At 66.7% G+C, this 17,021-nt stretch carries 16 protein-coding genes; 5 read left to right on the top strand and 11 right to left on the bottom strand.

From position 1 onward, the window contains the following. Positions 1-96 precede the first annotated feature (96 nt). A complete protein-coding gene (gene glpX / locus LI953_RS08270; RefSeq protein WP_227075573.1) occupies positions 97-1,065 on the top strand; it encodes a class II fructose-bisphosphatase in 969 nt (322 codons plus the stop codon). Between the two features lie 11 nt (positions 1,066-1,076). On the opposite strand, the gene LI953_RS08265 is transcribed toward glpX, so the two are convergent. From LI953_RS08265 to LI953_RS08235, 7 genes are all read right to left on the bottom strand, one after another. Further along, positions 1,077-2,063: a branched-chain amino acid ABC transporter permease gene (locus LI953_RS08265; protein ID WP_227075572.1), complete on the bottom strand. Its 987-nt coding sequence runs from the start codon at positions 2,061-2,063 to the stop codon at positions 1,077-1,079. 7 nt (positions 2,064-2,070) lie between these two features. Further along, a complete protein-coding gene (locus LI953_RS08260; protein ID WP_227075571.1) occupies positions 2,071-2,943 on the bottom strand; it encodes a branched-chain amino acid ABC transporter permease in 873 nt (290 codons plus the stop codon). 4 nt (positions 2,944-2,947) lie between these two features. Next, positions 2,948-3,646 carry an ABC transporter ATP-binding protein gene (locus tag LI953_RS08255; protein WP_227075570.1) on the bottom strand — a complete coding sequence of 233 codons (699 nt, stop codon included), beginning with the start codon at positions 3,644-3,646 and terminating at the stop codon, positions 2,948-2,950. Then, positions 3,643-4,368, bottom strand: coding sequence for an ABC transporter ATP-binding protein (locus tag LI953_RS08250; protein WP_227075569.1), 726 nt, complete (start codon positions 4,366-4,368; stop codon positions 3,643-3,645). The genes LI953_RS08255 and LI953_RS08250 overlap by 4 nt, the downstream gene beginning before the upstream one ends. Before the next feature lie 15 nt (positions 4,369-4,383). Then, positions 4,384-5,667: an ABC transporter substrate-binding protein gene (locus LI953_RS08245; protein WP_227075568.1), complete on the bottom strand. Its 1,284-nt coding sequence runs from the start codon at positions 5,665-5,667 to the stop codon at positions 4,384-4,386. 291 nt (positions 5,668-5,958) lie between these two features. After that, positions 5,959-6,603 carry a phosphoribosyltransferase gene (locus LI953_RS08240; RefSeq protein WP_227075567.1) on the bottom strand — a complete coding sequence of 215 codons (645 nt, stop codon included), beginning with the start codon at positions 6,601-6,603 and terminating at the stop codon, positions 5,959-5,961. Beyond that, the gene (locus LI953_RS08235; RefSeq protein WP_227075566.1) at positions 6,581-7,255 is read right to left on the bottom strand and encodes a dienelactone hydrolase family protein; all 675 of its coding nucleotides are present in this window, start codon (positions 7,253-7,255) and stop codon (positions 6,581-6,583) included. Before LI953_RS08235 ends, LI953_RS08240 begins: the two co-directional genes overlap by 23 nt. A gap of 153 nt (positions 7,256-7,408) precedes the next feature. Between LI953_RS08235 and LI953_RS08230 the strand changes: the two genes are divergently transcribed. Both LI953_RS08230 and LI953_RS08225 read left to right on the top strand, forming a co-directional pair. Beyond that, the gene (locus LI953_RS08230) at positions 7,409-8,155 is read left to right on the top strand and encodes a polysaccharide deacetylase family protein (RefSeq protein ID WP_227075565.1); all 747 of its coding nucleotides are present in this window, start codon (positions 7,409-7,411) and stop codon (positions 8,153-8,155) included. Beyond that, positions 8,152-9,396, top strand: coding sequence for a putative glycoside hydrolase (locus LI953_RS08225; protein WP_227075564.1), 1,245 nt, complete (start codon positions 8,152-8,154; stop codon positions 9,394-9,396). The genes LI953_RS08230 and LI953_RS08225 overlap by 4 nt, the downstream gene beginning before the upstream one ends. A gap of 13 nt (positions 9,397-9,409) precedes the next feature. Here LI953_RS08225 and LI953_RS08220 read toward each other — a convergent pair whose 3' ends face one another. The 3 genes from LI953_RS08220 to LI953_RS08210 form a co-directional block, all read right to left on the bottom strand. Then, positions 9,410-10,681 (bottom strand): OmpP1/FadL family transporter, encoded by a 1,272-nt coding sequence (locus LI953_RS08220; RefSeq protein ID WP_227075563.1) that lies wholly within the window; start codon positions 10,679-10,681, stop codon positions 9,410-9,412. A gap of 95 nt (positions 10,682-10,776) precedes the next feature. Continuing rightward, entirely contained in the window at positions 10,777-13,032 is a 2,256-nt protein-coding gene (locus LI953_RS08215) for an Orn/Lys/Arg decarboxylase N-terminal domain-containing protein (RefSeq protein WP_227075562.1), read from the bottom strand. 87 nt (positions 13,033-13,119) lie between these two features. Beyond that, positions 13,120-14,022, bottom strand: a complete 903-nt coding sequence (locus LI953_RS08210; protein WP_227075561.1) for a LysR family transcriptional regulator ArgP — start codon at positions 14,020-14,022, stop codon at positions 13,120-13,122. 74 nt (positions 14,023-14,096) lie between these two features. Between LI953_RS08210 and LI953_RS08205 the strand changes: the two genes are divergently transcribed. Then, positions 14,097-14,726 (top strand): LysE/ArgO family amino acid transporter, encoded by a 630-nt coding sequence (locus LI953_RS08205; protein WP_227075560.1) that lies wholly within the window; start codon positions 14,097-14,099, stop codon positions 14,724-14,726. Between the two features lie 105 nt (positions 14,727-14,831). Then, positions 14,832-15,227, top strand: a complete 396-nt coding sequence (locus tag LI953_RS08200) for a cupin domain-containing protein (RefSeq protein WP_227075559.1) — start codon at positions 14,832-14,834, stop codon at positions 15,225-15,227. A gap of 27 nt (positions 15,228-15,254) precedes the next feature. Here the strand turns inward: LI953_RS08200 and LI953_RS08195 are convergent, their stop codons facing one another. Beyond that, positions 15,255-17,012, bottom strand: coding sequence for a monovalent cation:proton antiporter-2 (CPA2) family protein (locus LI953_RS08195; protein ID WP_227075558.1), 1,758 nt, complete (start codon positions 17,010-17,012; stop codon positions 15,255-15,257). Between the last annotated feature and the right edge of the window lie 9 nt (positions 17,013-17,021).

Below are 17,021 nucleotides of genomic sequence, written 5' to 3'. Positions count from 1 at the left end.
GAAAGAACTCGCAACCGCGTTGCAATCCGCTGTGCAGGGCAATGGGCAGGCCGAACCCTCGATCAATCCGGTTTTACAATATTTAAGGAGCCTCGCATGACCGCGACCCGTTTGCCCGCGCCTGACCGTAACTTGGCGCTTGAGCTGGTCCGCGTGACCGAGGCCGCCGCGCTTGCCGCCGCGCATTGGATCGGCCGCGGCGAGAAGGATGCCGCCGATGGCGCGGCCGTGGAGGCGATGCGCAAGGCCTTTGACACCGTCGCCATCGATGGCACCGTGGTGATCGGCGAAGGTGAAATGGATGAAGCACCGATGCTGTTTATCGGCGAAAAAGTGGGATGTGGCGGACCGGCGATGGATATTGCCGTGGACCCGCTGGAAGGCACATCCATCGCCGCCAAGGGCGCGCCGAACGCGCTGGCGGTGGTGGCGCTGGCGGGGCGCGGCTGCTTTCTGCACGCGCCGGATGTGTACATGGAGAAAATCGCCGTCGGCCCCGGCCTGCCGGAGGGCATTGTCGGGCTTGACCGCAGTGTGCGCGAGAATCTGCTGAGCCTTGCTGCAGCGAAGGCCTGTGGCGTGGATGAATTGATGGTCTGCGTGCTGGAGCGTGAGCGCCACCAGGACATCATTGGCGCATGCCGCGATGCTGGCGCGCGCATCACGCTGATCGGCGAAGGCGATGTCGCCGGGGTGATCGCCGTGGCGCAGCCGGATAGCGGCATCGATCTTTATCTCGGCTCTGGCGGCGCGCCGGAAGGCGTGCTGGCGGCGGCGGCCCTGCGCTGCTTCGGCGGGCAGATGCAAGGGAAGCTGGTCTTCGAGAATCAGGCGCAGATCGACCGTGGGCGAAGCATGGGCATCACCGATCCAGGCCGCATCTACAATGTGTCCGATATGGCGAAAGGCGACGTGCTATTCGCCGCCACCGGCATCACGTCGGGGCAAATGCTGGGGGGCGTGCGGTTCTCCGGCGGCCGCGCGGTGACACACTCGCTACTGACGCGCAGCAAATCCGGCACCGTGCGTTACGTGGCGGCCCACCATAACCTGGCGCGGCGGTAAGGCGCGCCAGGTTATCTTGGCGCGCGTCTCTGCACGGGGAACATGCTGGCCCCTGTGAGGTCTTGCAGCAATCCGGCAACCCCCTTGGGAATGAACAGCACGAAGACGATGGCGATCACCCCGAGCGCGACCAGATACCAGGAGCCGTAATCGGCAAGCAGGCCACGCAGGACGAAGAACACCAGCGTGCCGATGATCGGCCCCTCTATGGTGCCGATGCCGCCGATCACGACCACGAAGAAGGTGGTGCTCATCCAGTCGATGGAGAAAGCGGCGTCAGGCGCGACGCGCAGCTTGGTGATGAAGATCAGCGCGCCGGTCATCCCCGCCCAGCAGGCGGCGGCGAGATAGACGATCCATTTCACGCGCGTCACCGATACGCCGAGCGAGGCGGCGGCCGCCTCGGAATCGCGCACGGCGGTGAGCGCCAAGCCCAGGCGCGAGCGCAGCAGCGCGTAGACGATGAGCGTGCCGCCCGCCCCCAGGGCCAGCGCGATCCACAGCGTGGTGGACATGCGCCACCAGACGGGAATGCCGATCAGCGCGTCGGTGATCGAGGTGCCGGAGCCGCCGCCAACGGCGTCGATATTGGAGATCACGAGCCGCAGCACCTCGGCCACCACCCAGGTGCCAACCGCGAAGTTGGGGCCGCGCAGGCGAAACAGCAGCGCCGCCATCGGGATTGCCAGCACCGTGCACGCGACACCCGCGATCGGCACCACCACGAACGGGTTGAGCCCGCCCATCACCGCGATCGCCACGATCAGATAGCCGCCCACGCCAATGAATGCCTGCTGGCCGACCGAGAGCAGCCCGCCATACCCCGCCAGCAGATTCCAGCCCTGAGCCAAGGCCAGGGTGTAGAGGAACTCGATGGTCCATTGCTCGGTATAGCGCGCGGACCACCAGGGCATGGCAGCGGCGGCGATGGCCGCGCCAGCGCACACGGCCAGGCCAAGAAGCTGCAGTGCCAGTTGAAGCTTGGGAGAGGAATGCATAGCGGCCTCAGCGGTCCTTGGTCTTGGGGAAAAGCCCGTTGGGGCGGAAGGCAAGCACCGCGAGGAAGCACAGATGCCCCGCCAGCGTGCCCCAGCCGGGGTCGAACTTGGCGCCGATGGCCTGGGCGACGCCCAGGATCACCCCGCCCGCCAGCGTACCCCAGAGCGAGCCGAGCCCGCCGATGATCACCGACTCGAAGGCGTAGAGCAGGTTTTGCGGCCCGTCCGTGGGCGAGGTGTTGCTCTGCAGCACCAAAAACACGCCGGCCACGCCAACCATCACCATGGCCAGCGCCATCGCCAGCGCATAGACATGCCGGTTATCCACGCCCATCAGGCGCACCACTTCCGGGTCGTCGGAGGCGGCGCGGAAGGCGCGGCCCAGCATGGTGCGCGAAAACAGCATCTGCATCCCAGCCAGAATCGCCACGGCCACGATCATCATCGTCAGCGGCAGATAGCCGATCGCGATCTGCGCATTGAGTGTGACGCTGGAGGTGCCAAAATTGCCCGCGTACAGGCTGCGCGGCGTGGCGGAGAAGCCCTCAAGCAGCAGATTCTGGATGATGATGGAGAAGCCGAACGTGACCAGAAGCGGGCGCATCACATCGGCCCCGAGCGCGCGGTTGAGGATATAGCGCTGCAGCACATACCCCACCGCCGCCATCAGCGGCAGCGTCAGCAGCAGCGCCTCGGCCGGGTTGAGCCCAAGCCATTGCGCCAGCGCGATGGCGATAAACGCCGCCAGCACCGCGAAATCCCCATGCGCGATATTGATGATGCGCATCACGCCGAAGGAGAGCGAGAGCCCCGCCGCGAGCAGCGCGTAGAGGCCGCCTGTCAGCACGCCCTGCACGATGGTGTTGATCCAGTCCGACATCAGCTCAAACTCCGAAATAGGCTTGCGTGATCTGCTCGCGGGTGAGGTCCGCGGGCCGGCCTTCGAGCGAGATGCGGCCTTCCTGGAAGCAATAGACGCGGTCGGCGACCTTGAGCGCCTGGCTGGTGTCCTGCTCAACCACCAGGACCGAGGTGCCCTCGCCCTTGATCGTGGGGAAGGCGGCGTAAATGTCGCGGATAATGATGGGCGCGAGGCCGAGCGAGAGCTCATCGCATAGCAACAGGCGCGGGTTGGACATCAGCGCCCGCCCGATCGCCACCATCTGCTGCTGCCCGCCTGAGAGTGCCGTGGCCGGGCGCTTGGCATGCGCCTGCAGCGCCGGGAACAGCGCGTAAATGCGCGGCAGCGTCCACGGGCCGGGGCGCTTGGCGTAGCCGCCCATCAGCAGGTTCTCCTCCACCGACAGGCTGGGGAATAGCCGCCGCCCCTCCGGCACCAGGGCCACGCCCTTGGCCAGGATCTTGTGCGCCGGGGTGCGGGAGACATCCTCGCCGGCGAAGCGCACGGCGCCGCCGCCATGCTTCACCAGCCCGGTGATGGCCTTGAGAAAGGTGGATTTGCCCGCGCCATTGGCGCCGATCAGGGCGACGGTCTCGCCCTCCTCCAGGCGCAGCGAAATGCCATAGAGGGCCTGGAAATCGCCGTAATAGGCGAGCAGCTGGTCGGTTTGCAGCAGGCTCATGCGGCCTCCACGCCCAGATACACCGCCTGGACTTCAGGGTTGGCCATCACCGCGGCGGGTTCGCCCTCGGCCAGCAGGCGGCCAAAATTGATGACGGCGAGACGGTCCACCACCGCGAGCAAGGCATGCACGACATGCTCGATCCAGATGATGGCCACACCGCTCGCGCGGATGGATTTGATGATGCCGATGAGGTCATGCACCTCATGCTCGGTGAGCCCCCCGCCGATCTCGTCGAGCAGCAGCAGCTTGGGGCTGGTGGCCAGCGCCTTGGCCAGCTCCAGGCGTTTGCGGTCGAGCAGTGTCAGCCCGCCCGCCAGCTTGTTGGCCTTGGCGGCGAGGCCGGTGGTCTCCAGCACCCCCATCGCCAGCTTCGCCCCCGCACTCTCAGGCAGCCCGGCGCCGAACATGGCGCCGACCAGCAGGTTTTCAAACACCGTCATGCCGCCAAAGGGATGCGGGATCTGATAGGTGCGCCCGATGCCGGCCTTGCAGCGCGCGGCCGGCGCGAGGCGCGAAATCTCACGCCCGAGGAAATGCACAAACCCCTGGTCGGGCTGCACATTCCCGGAGATGAGGTTGAACATGGTGGTCTTGCCCGCACCGTTGGGGCCGATGATCCCCAGCGCCTCGCCCTGGTTAAGGGCAAGGGTGAGGTTATCGGTCACCAGCAGGGACCCGTATGATTTAGAGACACCCTGCAGGGCGAGAATTTCCGTCATGTCCAACCTTGCGGTTCAGGCGATGGGAAGCAGCTTGTCGTGCACCGGAACCATCGGCGCCTGCGAATTGTCCACCAGCACCAGGTCAAACCCGTTACCCGCCTTGCGCCACTGACCGGAGGTCAGCGGCGTCTTCGAGATGTTTGGCACCGGCCCCTTGTTGAAGTTGATCGTGCCAGCGACCGTCGGCAAATTGGTGCTCGCGATCGCCGCGCGGATATCGTTCGGGTCCGTGCTCGCCGCGCGCTTGAGAACATCAACCGCGACCTCAAACAGGGAGTGGCGGAAGCCGAGCGGCATCGACCATTGCTTGCCGGTGGCCTGAGTAAAGGCCTGGGCCAGCGCCGCGCTGCTCTGGCCGGTGAGGCTGGAGCTGAACGGATAGACCGGCGACCACCACACCTCGACCGACAGCCCATTGGCACGCTCGCCAAAAGCCTGGATCGCGGCGGGGAACTCGGTGGCCTTGGCGGCGGTGACGATTTTCGGCTTGAAGCCCTGCTGGCCGGCCTGGTTCCAGAAATTGCCGAAATCTGGCGGTGGCAGCACGCCGGTGACGATCTCCACATCGTTCTTCTTGAAGGCTGAGATGAAGGACGCAAAATCGCTGGCCGGGAGCGGGAAACGACCCAGATCGGTCAGCCCGAAACCTTCCTTGGCCAGCACCGGCGGGAAGCCATGCTGCGCATCGGCCCAGGCATTGCCATCGGGATCATTCGGCCACAGCGCGCCGACCATTTTGTTGGTGCTGATCTGCTGCCACATGTTGGTGTAGCTGCCGATGATGTCTTCGAGACCCCAAAAGAAATGATAGGTCCACTGAAAGCCCTTGGTCGGATTGCCCTTGCGGCCAAAGAACCAGGGCTGCCAGGGCGTGTCGGTGGTGATGCAGGGAACGCCGTTCAGTTCGGCCTGATCGGCCACCGGAATGGTGGTGGCGGGCGTCGAAGCGCCCAGCAACAAGTCCACCTGCTCGTTCAGGATCAGTTCGGAGGCGGCATCGGAGGCATGGTTGGAGGAAGACTGGCTGTCTTTATAGATGATGTCCACGGCATAGGTCGTGCCGCCGATTTTCAGCCCGCCGGCCAGTGCCTTCTTCACCTGCCCGATGGTGAACTGGTCCGACTCACCAAACGCCGCGAGCGGGCCGGAGGCCGGGCTCACGAAGCCGATCTTGATGGTGTTGGCCGAAGCCGCGCGCACATGCGGGGCCGCCAGCATGGTGGCCGCGGTGGCGGCGGCGCCGCCCTGCAACAGGCGGCGGCGGGTGGCCGGAGTCTTGATGATATCCTTGGACATGGCTTGGACGTCTCCTTACTGTTTTTGTTGAATTACCGACGAGCCGGGCCATAAACCCAGCTTTCCTCCTCGGGAAAACGCACCTAACGCAAAAATGATCGCAGTGACGCATTTTATGTCTTGCTGCGTTTCTTCCCGGTTTCTCCTGCTAAATTACACGTTTTTATATAGCTGGAGTTTATGAGGCACCCGCGAGCGCGTCAACGGCATTTACGGTATTTAAAAAATTCTCGAAAATGACCCCCGGCGGCGAACCCCCCTTCCACCGCAAAGTGCCGGCGCGGGGCGCGTCTAGATTTTATCGGCCTCCGCCAACAGCCTAATCACCTCGTCGTCATTGGTCTGCGTGAAGTCCTGGTAAAACTGCCCGACAGCGGCGAAATACACCGGCTCATACAGGCACACGCTGTCATCCACCTCCGCCGCCAGGCGCCGCAGCGTGTCGGGTGGAGCGACCGGAACCGCCATCACCAGCCGCGCGGGTTTTTGCCGGCGTACCGCGCGCAGCGCCGCGCGCATGGTGGCGCCGGTGGCGATACCGTCATCGACGATAATGGCGGTGCGCCCGGCAATCTCCACCGGCGCGCGGTTACCAAGATACACATGCCGCCGCCGGTCGATTTCGCGCAACGCCTCGGCCTTGGCCTGCATGACATAATTCTCGCTAATGCCCAGGCGCTGGCGGATCTCCTCGTCGATCACCAATTCCGGCGTGTCCCCATCCGCGATGGCGCCCAGCGCATATTCCTCCTGCAACGGCACGCCAATCTTGCGCACCAGCACGAGGCCCAGCGGCGCCGCTAGCGCCCGCGCCACCTCAAACGCCACCGGCACGCCGCCGCGCGGCAACGCCAGCACGACAGGCTGCTTCAGCTGCAACTCCAGCAGGCGCTTTGCGAGTTTCCGTCCGGCATCAACCCGGTTGGCGAAGATCATCTGATGCCCCCGCCGGTGTGAGATGCTCCAGGAACCATGCCCGCGCCAGCTCCACCACCTGTTCCAGGGTGCCCGGCTCCTCGAATAAATGCGTCGCTCCCGGCACCACGGCCAAGCGGTGCTCGCAGCGCATTTGCCGGGCCGCCGCACGGTTGAGCGCCACCACCTCGGTGTCGTCACCGCCGACGATCAACAGGCTCGCCGCGCGCACCACGCCCAGCGCATCGCCCGCCAGATCGGGCCGTCCGCCGCGGCTGACGACGGCGCGCACATCGGGCCGCGCCGCCGCCCCCACCAGCGCCGCCGCCGCCCCGGTACTGGCGCCGAAATAGCCCAGAGGCAGTGGCCAGCCCGGCATGTTGCCGGGCAGCCAGTCCGCCGCGCCGTTGAGCCGCGCCGCGAGCAACGGAATGTCGAACACATTGGCGCGGTCTTCGGCCTCCGCCTCGGTCAGCAGATCGAACAGCAGATAGGCGAAACCAGCCTCGCGCAGCGCCTCCGCGACAAACATGTTGCGCGGGCTGCGATGGCTGCTGCCGCTGCCATGCGCGAACAGCACCATGCCGCGCGGCGCGCCCGCCGGTAGCCCCAACACCCCCTCGCGTGAGAATGGCGGCAACTGCACGCTCAATGTTCGATTTGGCTCGGACATGCTTCCTCAGCCCTTGTCTGGCTAATTAAAACCCCTTTGGCGGCGGTTTGGCATTGATCGGCGTCAAGCCGCGGGCGCTTGCCATCGCAACGGCGCGTCCTCTAGGCTGGCGGGGTTATTGCTCGAACCGTCCGCTGTCAGGTTGCCTTGGTCATGCCGTCTATTTTTGGGCTTCGCGCCGTCGCGGCGGGCTTGTTCTGCCTCCTCGCCGGTGCCGCCATCGCGGCGCCCCCGGTGCCCATCCTGGTTTATCACCGGTTCGACCCCAGCCAATCGGGGCTAACGACGGTGACCACGGCCAGCTTCACGCAGCAGCTCGACTGGCTGGCGGCGCATCATTACCAGATCATCCCTCTCGCGCAGCTGGCGCAGTGGCGCGATATTCCATCCCCCGCCGTGGCGATCACGGTGGATGACGGCCATGAATCCGTTTTCACCCAGCTTTATCCAATCCTGCGCCAGCGCCATATCCATGTCACGCTGTTCGTCTACCCCTCGGCCATCTCCCGCGCGTCTTATGCGCTCACCTGGCCGCAACTGGCCGAGATGGTAAATTCCGGGCTGGTTGATGTGCAGGCGCACACCTATTGGCACCCGGATTTCCGCAAGGAGAAAGCCGCGCGCAGCCCGGCCGATTACCGCGCCTTTGTCGATATGCAACTTGTGAAGTCGAAGACCGTGCTTGAGCAGCGGCTTGGCATTTCGGTGACCATGCTGGCCTGGCCTTATGGTATCCACGACCCCATGCTGGAGGACGCGGCGCGGCGCGCGGGGTATACAGCCGCGTTCGCCTTTGCGGGCGGGCAGGCGCAACCGGGCGACGACCCCTTGGCGATCCCGCGCATCCCTGTTTCCGGCTGGGTCACGCTCGCGCAATTCACGCGGCTGGTGTCGCCATGAAGCGCCGACACATCTCTGGCCTGCTGGGCGGGCTGGCCGGGCTTAGTCTCCCCCGCCTCGCCAAAGCCGCGCCCTTGCAGGTGGTGGACGCCGCGACCAGCCAGCCCATCCCCGGCGCCACCGTGGCCGCGGCCGGGAAGATCCTGCCCGCCGATATGCAAGGGGAGGTCGGCCCGCAAGGGATGAGCGGCACGCTGTTCGCGCGCGCCCCCGGCTACCGGGCTGGAAGTTTCAGCCTCGCCGCCCTGCCCGCTGATGGCAAGCTGCCACTCGCGCCATTTACCCCGCACGCGCTTTATCTCAGCGTCTACGGCGCCGGTTCGCATACGCTGCTAGGCAACGCGCTGGCCCTGGCGCGGCGCGGCGCGGTCAATGCGCTGGTCGTTGATATCAAGGGCGATAGCGGGCTGATCCCCTACCCCAGCAGCGCAACGCTCGCGCAGCAGGACGGGGCGCGGCGCATCACCACCATCCCCGACCTTGCCGCCTTCGTGCGGATGCTGCATGCCCAAGGCGTCTACGCGATCGCCCGCATCGTCACCTTCAAAGACAACGCCCTCGCCAGCCTCCGGCCCGACCTCGCCGTGCACAACGCCGCCGGCGAATTGTTCCGAGACCGTGAAAACATGGCCTGGACCGACCCGTTCCAGCCGGAGGTGCGCGCTTACAACGTCGCCATCGCCATCGAGGCCGCGCAGGCGGGCTTCGACGAAATTCAGTTCGACTATCTGCGCTTCCCCGATGCCTCCCAGGCCCTGCAATTCGCGCAGCCCGTCTCCTCCGCATCACGCGTTAGCGCCATCGCCGCGTTTCTGGCCGAGGCGCGGCGGCAATTACTGCCCTACAACGTTTATATCGCCGCCGACATTTTCGGCTATGTCTGCTGGAACCGCAACGATACCGGCATCGGCCAATCGCTTGAGGCCATCGCCGCCAACACCGACTACATCTCGCCGATGTTGTATCCGTCCGGCTTCCAATACGGCATCCCTGGCGATCCCAACCCTGTCGCCCATGCCTATGACATTGTCTATCGCTCGCTGCGGCAGGCGCAGTTGCGGCTGAACATTCCGCCGCAACGCTTCCGCCCCTGGCTGCAGGCCTTCACCGATTACGCCTTCGACCACCGCCCCTTCGGCGCCGCGGAAATCGCGGAGCAGACCAGGGCGGCGGCTGATTTCGGCACGGATGGCTGGATGCTGTGGAACCCGCGCAACGATTACAGCGCCACGGGCCTGTGATCAGCCATGTGCATCAAAACATATAGCGGTATTCCAGCGTCATATCCCACTGATGCATCGACAGCGTGATGTTGTGCTGCGGAATGGCGCCGCCCGGCGTCACCTCCGGCCCGGTCACGCCATGCTGCGGCACATACAGCAGCGCCGCATCCACCGCGCTGTGATCGCCAAACTTATAGGTGCCGCCGCCGCTGATCTCATCCGTCACCACGCCCGGCGCCAGGATGTTCAGGGTCACATCCTTGGCGGAGATCGGGTTGGTGTTATGGGCATAGCCCGCGCGCAGGGTGAGCGCGGGGTTCACGCGCCACTCGGCACCGAGCGCCACCACATCCACATCATGCCAGCCAAAGCCGGGCGCCGCGGCGGCGCCGAACGGGATGCCGGTGAACACGCTCGGCGTGCCGACGGCGGCGATGTCGGAGTAGAAGATGTGCCGGTAATCGGCCATCAGCGTCAGGCTTGGTAGCGCGTCCCACGCCGCACCGGCGGAGAGGCTGGCGGGAACGTTGAAGCTGCCGCCATCGGCGAACAAGCCCTTATAGCCTTGGAACTTGGTCATCCAGACCGGCGTCGCGCCATCGACGGCGAGCCGCAGGCTTGACGTGGCGTTCCACAGCGCGCCCAGGCGGAACCCGCCGCCATAGGAATAGGACATGCTCCGGTTGGTGAGGTCGTTGGGAGCCGAGGAGATCGGCGAGAACGCCGCAAGGCCCTCGGCGCTGAAATACTGGATCGCCAGGATCGGCGCGATGCCGAGCGAGACGCTGCCGAAACGCCGCGCATAGGCGGGCGAGATGAAGACCTGCCCGAGATTCACCCCCGCCTTGCCGCCGCAAAAAACACCCGGAGCGCAGGCGGGGTTGGCAGTATCGCCCGGATACAGCGTATTCATGCCGCCATTGCCATAAAGCGCGATGCCCCAGGCCGAATCGTCGTCGATCCTCTGGCTGAAGGCGGCGTTGGGCAGCAGGAAGGCCTTCCAGCCGCTATTCACGGTCCCCGGCGCCACGAAGCCGGGGCCGCCCGTCGCCGTATAGTCGCGGAACGGCATGAACAGCGACAGCCCGATTTCGGCGCTCCCACCCAGCGCCGTGAGGCCCGCCGGGTTGTTGGCGATGGTCATCGCGGTTTCGGGGTTGGCCGCCCCGGCGCTGGCCAGGGATTTTTGGACCGCGTCATAGCCCGGTTGGAAATAGCCCTGGGTGGCATGCGCGGCCGGAGCGGCGGCGATGGCCGCCAAAAGCCCGGCGAGAGCCGTGCCGCGCAGAAGATGTCGTTGCATGTGAAGCCTCTGTAACTTGTATTGGGCGGGGCTGTTACGCGTTTTGCGGCATATGCGCCAGACTGGACGAACTAGCCCCGCTCACTGAGCGGGGATCAGAAGCGCATCCCGTAATACTCGCTGCCCTCGGCCTCGATGCCATGCGTGTCATGCCCAAAGCCCGGAAATTGCCGGTCGAAATCGCGCAGCGCCGTCAGGTAGCGCAGCACCGGCCCATCCGGCGCCCCCAGCGCCTCGCCCGGCATCACCAACGGAATTCCAGGCGGATACGGCACCAGCGCCGTGGCGGCGACGCCGCCCGCCATCTGCGCCAGCGGCACACGCGCGCCCGCGCCCCTCACCAGGCGGTCATAGGCGGCGGCGGGGCTGCATGCCGCCTCCGGCAGCGTGGTGTAAGCCGCCTCCAGCAAATGCGGCATGCTGCCCTCGCGCATGGCGGCGAACATCGCCCCGGCCAAATCGCGCAGCCCCATCGCCCCATAGGCGCCCGGGTTGGCCGCAACCAGCGCCGGCATCACGCGCGCCAGCGGGGCGTTGGCATCGAAATCGCGCTTGAAATCGAGCAGCGCATTGACCAGCGAGCCCCATTTGCCCTTGGTCACACCAATCGAAAACAGGAACAGGACCGAGAAATTCGCGGTCTTCTCGGCCACGATGCCATGCTCATCGAGATAGGCGGTGAGCAGCGGCGCCGGAATCCCCCACATCGCCAGCCCGCCAGACTCATCCATGCCCGGCGTCACCACCGTCACCTTGATCGGATCGAGCATCGCATAACCCGGCTCCAGCCCGGCGAAGCCATGCCACGCCGCGCCCGGCTCCAGCAGCCAGCAGGCGGGATTCTCCGCCAACAGCGTGGGCGGCGCGCTGGCAAACGGCACCTCCACCGCGCCATCGCGCACCGTGGGCGGCTGCCAGGGCGCGAAAAACCACTCGCCCCTAGCGGCGAAATCGTTATGCAACCGCGCCAGCATCTGGCGGAAGGCGACCGCCTCGGCGATTGCCTCGCCGGTCAGCAGCCGCCCCCCTGCCCCATCCATCATCGCCGCGCTCACATCGTTGGAGGCGATGATGGCGTATTGTGGCGAGGTTGAGGCATGCATCATGAATGCCTCGTTGAAACGCTCATGCGCCACCTTGGCGCGCCCCTCGCGGATATGAATCATGCTCGCCTGGCTAAGCGCCGCGAGCAGCTTATGCGTCGATTGCGTGGCGAACACCGTTGGCCCCGTGCGGGGATTTTCCGAGGGCTCCCCGCGCATGGCGTGGCGGTTGGCGTAAAGCGGATTAAAGCGCGCATAGGCGAACCAGGCTTCATCGAACAGGATGCGCTCCACCGCCGGCGCCAATAATTCCTCGACCCGTGGCGCGTTGTAACACAGGCCGTCATAGGTCGAGTTGGTGATTACGGCCAATGCCGGCGTCTCGCCGGGCCGGGCGGCGGCTTCGGCCAGCGCGGCGGGCGGGATCGGCCCGATCAGCCCGAGATGGTTGCGCCTTGGCATCAGATAAACCGGCGCCGCGCCGCTCAGCGTCAGCCCGTGCTCCACCGATTTATGGCAGTTGCGGCCGGTTAAAACAGTCTGCCCGCGCGCCACGCTCGCCATCATCACCACGCGGTTGGAGGTCGAGGTGCCGTTGGTCACGTAATAGGTGCGGTCAGCCCCGAACACGCGCGCGGCGTAGCGCTCACCTTCGCCAATCGGCCCGCTATGGTCGAGCAGGGAGCCCATTTCGCCCACCGAGATCGAGAGATCGGAGCGCAGCATGTTTTCGCCAAAATATTCATGGAACAGCCGGCCGGCGGGTGAGCGCAAAAACGCCGTGCCGCCAGTATGGCCCGGCGTGTGCCAGGAATATTCCGCCGTGCGCGCGAATTTTACGAGCGCGCTGAACATCGGCGGCAGCAGCGTAGCGCGGTAACGGCGCATCGCGGCCAGTACACGCTCGCTGATGAACTCCATCGTATCCTGCAACGGCCAGATGAATTCATCCGCCTCGGCCATCACCTCGGCCGGAATCGCCGCCGCATCGCTGCGCTCGGCCAGCAGAAACACCGGCACGGCGGCATTGCGCGCGCGCAATTCCCGCAGCAGCGCGGCGGCATGCCGATGGCCGTCATCCCTGTGCAGGTCCCAATCGAGAATCACCGCCTGCAGATGCGGCTCGGAGACGATCACCGCACGCCCATCCTCGGCATCGAGCGACAGCGTGCAGGCGACGCCGCGCGCCTGCAGATCCTCCACCAGCGCGGTCACGGCGCGGCCAACCGCCCCGGCCTCACGCGGTTTGTCGCTGACCACCAGCACGCACATCCCCATTGCCTCGGGCCCATTCTCAGCTGCGCTCATGCGGCGTCTCCCTGCGGTTGCGGCGGGACTATGGCATGTGACGAACCGGGGCAGGTTGATCGCCGTCAACCTCCCGCCAGAGCGGCTTCAACCCGACTGCCCATCCGCCAATTGCGCTGCCGCCGCGCATACCGCGCTGGTGAGATGGCGCAGCGCGTCAGCGTGCAAGCGTGCCGCGGTCCAATACAGCTTCACATCCACCCGCAGCCCCGGCGGCAATTCGACGAGCCGGCCCGCGGCAAGATGCGCCCGCACCAGCGCCACCGGCTGCACCCCCCAGGCCAGCCCGGCCAGGGCAAGGTCCAGAAAGCCCTGGGTCGAGGGCACCCAATGCGTCGGCGCGGCGAGGGTGATGCCATAGGCATCCGCCGCCCAGCGCGCTTGCAGCATGTCCCGCCGGTCAAACCGCATGCAGGGGGCTTGGCGCAGCGCCTCGGCGGTCACGCCCCCGGCGAAATGGCGGGCCATGAAATCGGGGCTGGCGCAGGCGGCGTAGCGTAGCCCGCCCAGCATGGTCGTCTTGCAGCCCTGCACCGGCTCGGGGTCAGCCGTCACCGCCGCCAGCACCTCGCCCGCGCGCAGCCGCTCGGCGGTGTGGGTTTCATCATCCAGCATCAGCTCCAGCAACATCCCGGTGGCGCGCCCAAACGCGGCAGCGGCCTGGGGAAACCACGTCGCCAGGCTGTCGGCGTTCACCGCCACCTTGAGCGTGGGCGGCGGGCTCGCGGCCTCGCCCTGGCCGGCAAGCCGGGGCGCCAGATCGGCTTCCAGCAACGCCACGCGGTCGAGATGCGCGCACAGCCTGCGGCCAAGCTCGGTGGGCAGGCAGGGCTGCCCGCGAATCACCAGAACCGCGCCGAGCCGCTCCTCAAGCCCGCGCACGCGCTGTGAAATGGCCGAGGGCGTGATGCCCAGCGCGCGGGCGGCACGCTCGAAACTCCCCTCACGGATGACCGCGCCAATAGCGGCCAGGGCAGCGTAATCCAACATGAATGAAGCAATACTTAATCAAGATTAGAAGAACAATCTTTTCTAAATCACTCCGGCCAGACTAGATGCCGCGCATGGACCACCTCATCCCCGCCTTCAGCACCGGCTTCGCCACCTCGGCGGTGCTGATCATCGCCATCGGCGCGCAAAACCTGTTCGTGCTGCGCCAGGGGCTGCGGCGCGAGCATGTCGGGCCGATCGTGCTGTTCTGCGGCAGTGCCGATTCGGTGCTGATCATCGCCGGGGTTAGCGGCGTCGGCGCGCTCGCGGCGGCGCTCCCGCAGCTCACGGCGCTGCTCGCCCTCGGCGGCGCGGCGTTTCTCGGCTGGTATGGCGTGGTTGCACTGCGCCGGATGGCCGCGCCCGGAGCGATGGCGGTGGCGGAGACCGGCGGCGTGACCTTGGCCCGCGCTTTGGCCGCCACGGCGGGCTTCACCTTTCTCAACCCGCATGTCTATCTCGACACCGTGTTGCTGCTCGGCACGGTCGGCGCGGCGCAACCCCCGCCGCTGCGTCCGGTTTTCGTGGCGGGCGCGGCCGCGGCCAGTTTTGTCTGGTTTTCGGCGCTCGGCTTCGGTGCGCGGCTGCTAAAGCCGGTCTTCACCCGGCCCGCCGCATGGCGCGTGCTCGACCTGCTGGTCGGCATCACCATGCTCATGCTCGCCGCCTCGATGCTCGCGCGCGCCGTTCACGGCGCCGGCTGAGCACGGGGTCTGACCGCCTTTCCGGTAGACCATCACCGCGCCCCCTGTACCCTGCCAGCGTCCGGCGGGTCTAAACTGCCGGCTTCCATCCCAAGGAGAAACGCCATGGAGATCAAACGCGCCGGTTCACAACCCTCGGGCCGCGCCCCGGCTGAATATTTCACAGGCCATGTGCGGGTCGACCCGCTAAACACCGCGCCAGATCCGGCCCGGGTGTCGATGGCGCTGGTCACGTTCGAGCCCGGCGCCCGCACGGCTTGGCACACCCACCCGCTGGGGCAGACGCTGATCGTCACCGCAGGGTGCGGGCGTGTGCAGCTGGCGGGCCAGCCCGTGCAGGAAATCCGCCCTGGCGACGTGGTGTGGATCGCCCCCGGCGAGCGCCACTGGCACGGCGCCGGTCCACAAACCGGCATGAGCCACATCGCGGTGCAAGAACGGCTGGATGGTTCCGTGGCGACCTGGCTGGCGCCTGTCACCGACGCCGAATACGCCGGCTGAAGCTGGGCAAACGCGTAACGCCGGGGCTCACTCGCTCTGGTCAGCCTCGAACAGGTCACGGAGTTCCTTGCCCGCGTCCTGCACGGTCTGGATGATCGCGCGCTCGTCATGGGCCACGGCATAGCTCTCGGTCAAAATCCGCTCGTCATGCGCGCGGAATAGCTCGATCACCCGCTGCGCCTGCGCCGTGGGCACGCCGATCTGCTCCATCACCAGCTCGGTAAGGCGCAACGCCGAGAAAAATGTCTCGCGCACCAGCAACTCGACTCCCGCGGCCATCAGCAGATGCACATGCCGCCGGTTGCGCGCCCGCGCCACCACGCGCAGATGCGGAAACCGCCGCCGCACCATCTCGGCCACCTGCAGCGCCTCCTGCATGTTGTCGAGCGCGATCACCAGCACCTTCGCGCGCTCAGCCCCGGCGGCGCGCATCACCTCCTCGCGCGCCGGATCGCCATAAAACACCTGGGAGCCGAAGCGGCGGACCACGTCCACCTGCTCCTGGTTTTTGTCGAGCGCGGTGAAGCCGATCTTCTGCATCGCCAGCACGCGCCCCACGATCTGCCCGAACCGTCCGAACCCGCAAATGATCACCGGATTGGCCTCGACACCCTCCAGCCGGTCGAATGGGCGGATCTTGGCGCGCTCCAGCCTGGGCGCCAAAAACCGCTCGGAGGCCGCGAACAGCACCGGCGCCACCATCATCGACAGCGCGACCACCAGCGTCGCCTCGGCCGCGCGCCCCGCCGCCAGCGCCCTCGCTGCCGAGGCCGCCCCAAACAGCACGAAGCTGAACTCGCTGCCCTCGGGCAAGGCGAGCGCGAAGCGCAGCGCCGCCCAGGCAAGGCCGCGGCGCAGATAGCTCACGGTAAAGGCGATGAGCGCCTTGAGCGCCGTCAGCCCCAGCACCAGCGCCGCGATCTCCAGCGGCTGGCGCAGCAGCAAGGCGAGATCGGCCGACATGCCGACGGAGATGAAGAAGAACCCCAGCAGCAGCCCCTCGAACGGCTCGATATTGGCCTTCAGCTCGTGCCGATACTCGGAGTCGGAGACCATCACCCCGGCCATGAACGCGCCCAGCGACGCCGAGAGCCCGGCCCAGCCCGCCAGCGCGGCGGTGCCCACCACCAGCAGCAGCGCCGTGGCGGTGAACACTTCGGGCGAGCGGGCATAGGCGACTAGCCGGAACACCGGGCGCACCAGATAGGTGCCCGCCCCCAGGATCACCGCCACCGCCAACGCCCCGCGCGCCACCGCCACCCACGAGACACCGCCCGCCCCGCCGCCCGCCAGCAGCGGCAGCAGCGCCAGCACGGGGATCGCCGCCATGTCCTGAAACAGCAGCACAGCGAAAGTGTCGCGCCCGGGAATGGTGGGCAGCAGGTTGCGCTCGGCCAGCAGCGGCAGCGCGATGGCGGTGGAGGACAGCGCCAGCCCGATGCCCAGCACCGCCGCCTCCCGCCCCGGCACGCCCGCGGCCATCGCCAACGCCGCGATCACCGCCGTGGTCGGCACCATCTGCCCGAGCCCCAGGCCGAACACCGCCTTGCGCAAGATCCATAGCCGGTGCGGGCGCAGCTCCAGCCCGATCAGGAAGAGCAGCATGGTCACGCCCAGTTCGGAGACATCGCCAATTTCCGTGACATTGGTGACCAGCCCCAGGCCGGACGGCCCGATCGCCACCCCGGCGGCGAGATAGCCGAGAATACTGCCCAGCCCGGCCGCCCGCGTGAGGGGAACGGCGATGACCGTGGCGGCAAGCAGGATGAGCAGGGAAATAAACATGGCCATTCC

It is taken from the genome of Acidocella sp. KAb 2-4, assembly GCF_020567705.1.
GTDB lineage: Bacteria > Pseudomonadota > Alphaproteobacteria > Acetobacterales > Acetobacteraceae > Acidocella.
The sequence above is the reverse complement of the archived record's forward strand: the minus strand, read 5'-3'. Positions and strand labels throughout refer to the sequence as shown.

Bases quoted from the DNA above. Each gene is read 5' to 3' on its own strand.
- glpX (WP_227075573.1), top strand. From the start codon at position 97: ATGACCGCGACCCGTTTGCCCGCGCCTGACCGTAACTTGGCGCTTGAG.
- LI953_RS08265 (WP_227075572.1), bottom strand. From the start codon at position 2,063: ATGCATTCCTCTCCCAAGCTTCAACTGGCACTGCAGCTTCTTGGCCTG.
- LI953_RS08260 (WP_227075571.1), bottom strand. From the start codon at position 2,943: ATGTCGGACTGGATCAACACCATCGTGCAGGGCGTGCTGACAGGCGGC.
- LI953_RS08255 (WP_227075570.1), bottom strand. From the start codon at position 3,646: ATGAGCCTGCTGCAAACCGACCAGCTGCTCGCCTATTACGGCGATTTC.
- LI953_RS08250 (WP_227075569.1), bottom strand. From the start codon at position 4,368: ATGACGGAAATTCTCGCCCTGCAGGGTGTCTCTAAATCATACGGGTCC.
- LI953_RS08245 (WP_227075568.1), bottom strand. From the start codon at position 5,667: ATGTCCAAGGATATCATCAAGACTCCGGCCACCCGCCGCCGCCTGTTG.
- LI953_RS08240 (WP_227075567.1), bottom strand. From the start codon at position 6,603: ATGATCTTCGCCAACCGGGTTGATGCCGGACGGAAACTCGCAAAGCGC.
- LI953_RS08235 (WP_227075566.1), bottom strand. From the start codon at position 7,255: ATGTCCGAGCCAAATCGAACATTGAGCGTGCAGTTGCCGCCATTCTCA.
- LI953_RS08230 (WP_227075565.1), top strand. From the start codon at position 7,409: ATGCCGTCTATTTTTGGGCTTCGCGCCGTCGCGGCGGGCTTGTTCTGC.
- LI953_RS08225 (WP_227075564.1), top strand. From the start codon at position 8,152: ATGAAGCGCCGACACATCTCTGGCCTGCTGGGCGGGCTGGCCGGGCTT.
- LI953_RS08220 (WP_227075563.1), bottom strand. From the start codon at position 10,681: ATGCAACGACATCTTCTGCGCGGCACGGCTCTCGCCGGGCTTTTGGCG.
- LI953_RS08215 (WP_227075562.1), bottom strand. From the start codon at position 13,032: ATGAGCGCAGCTGAGAATGGGCCCGAGGCAATGGGGATGTGCGTGCTG.
- LI953_RS08210 (WP_227075561.1), bottom strand. From the start codon at position 14,022: ATGTTGGATTACGCTGCCCTGGCCGCTATTGGCGCGGTCATCCGTGAG.
- LI953_RS08205 (WP_227075560.1), top strand. From the start codon at position 14,097: ATGGACCACCTCATCCCCGCCTTCAGCACCGGCTTCGCCACCTCGGCG.
- LI953_RS08200 (WP_227075559.1), top strand. From the start codon at position 14,832: ATGGAGATCAAACGCGCCGGTTCACAACCCTCGGGCCGCGCCCCGGCT.
- LI953_RS08195 (WP_227075558.1), bottom strand. From the start codon at position 17,012: ATGTTTATTTCCCTGCTCATCCTGCTTGCCGCCACGGTCATCGCCGTT.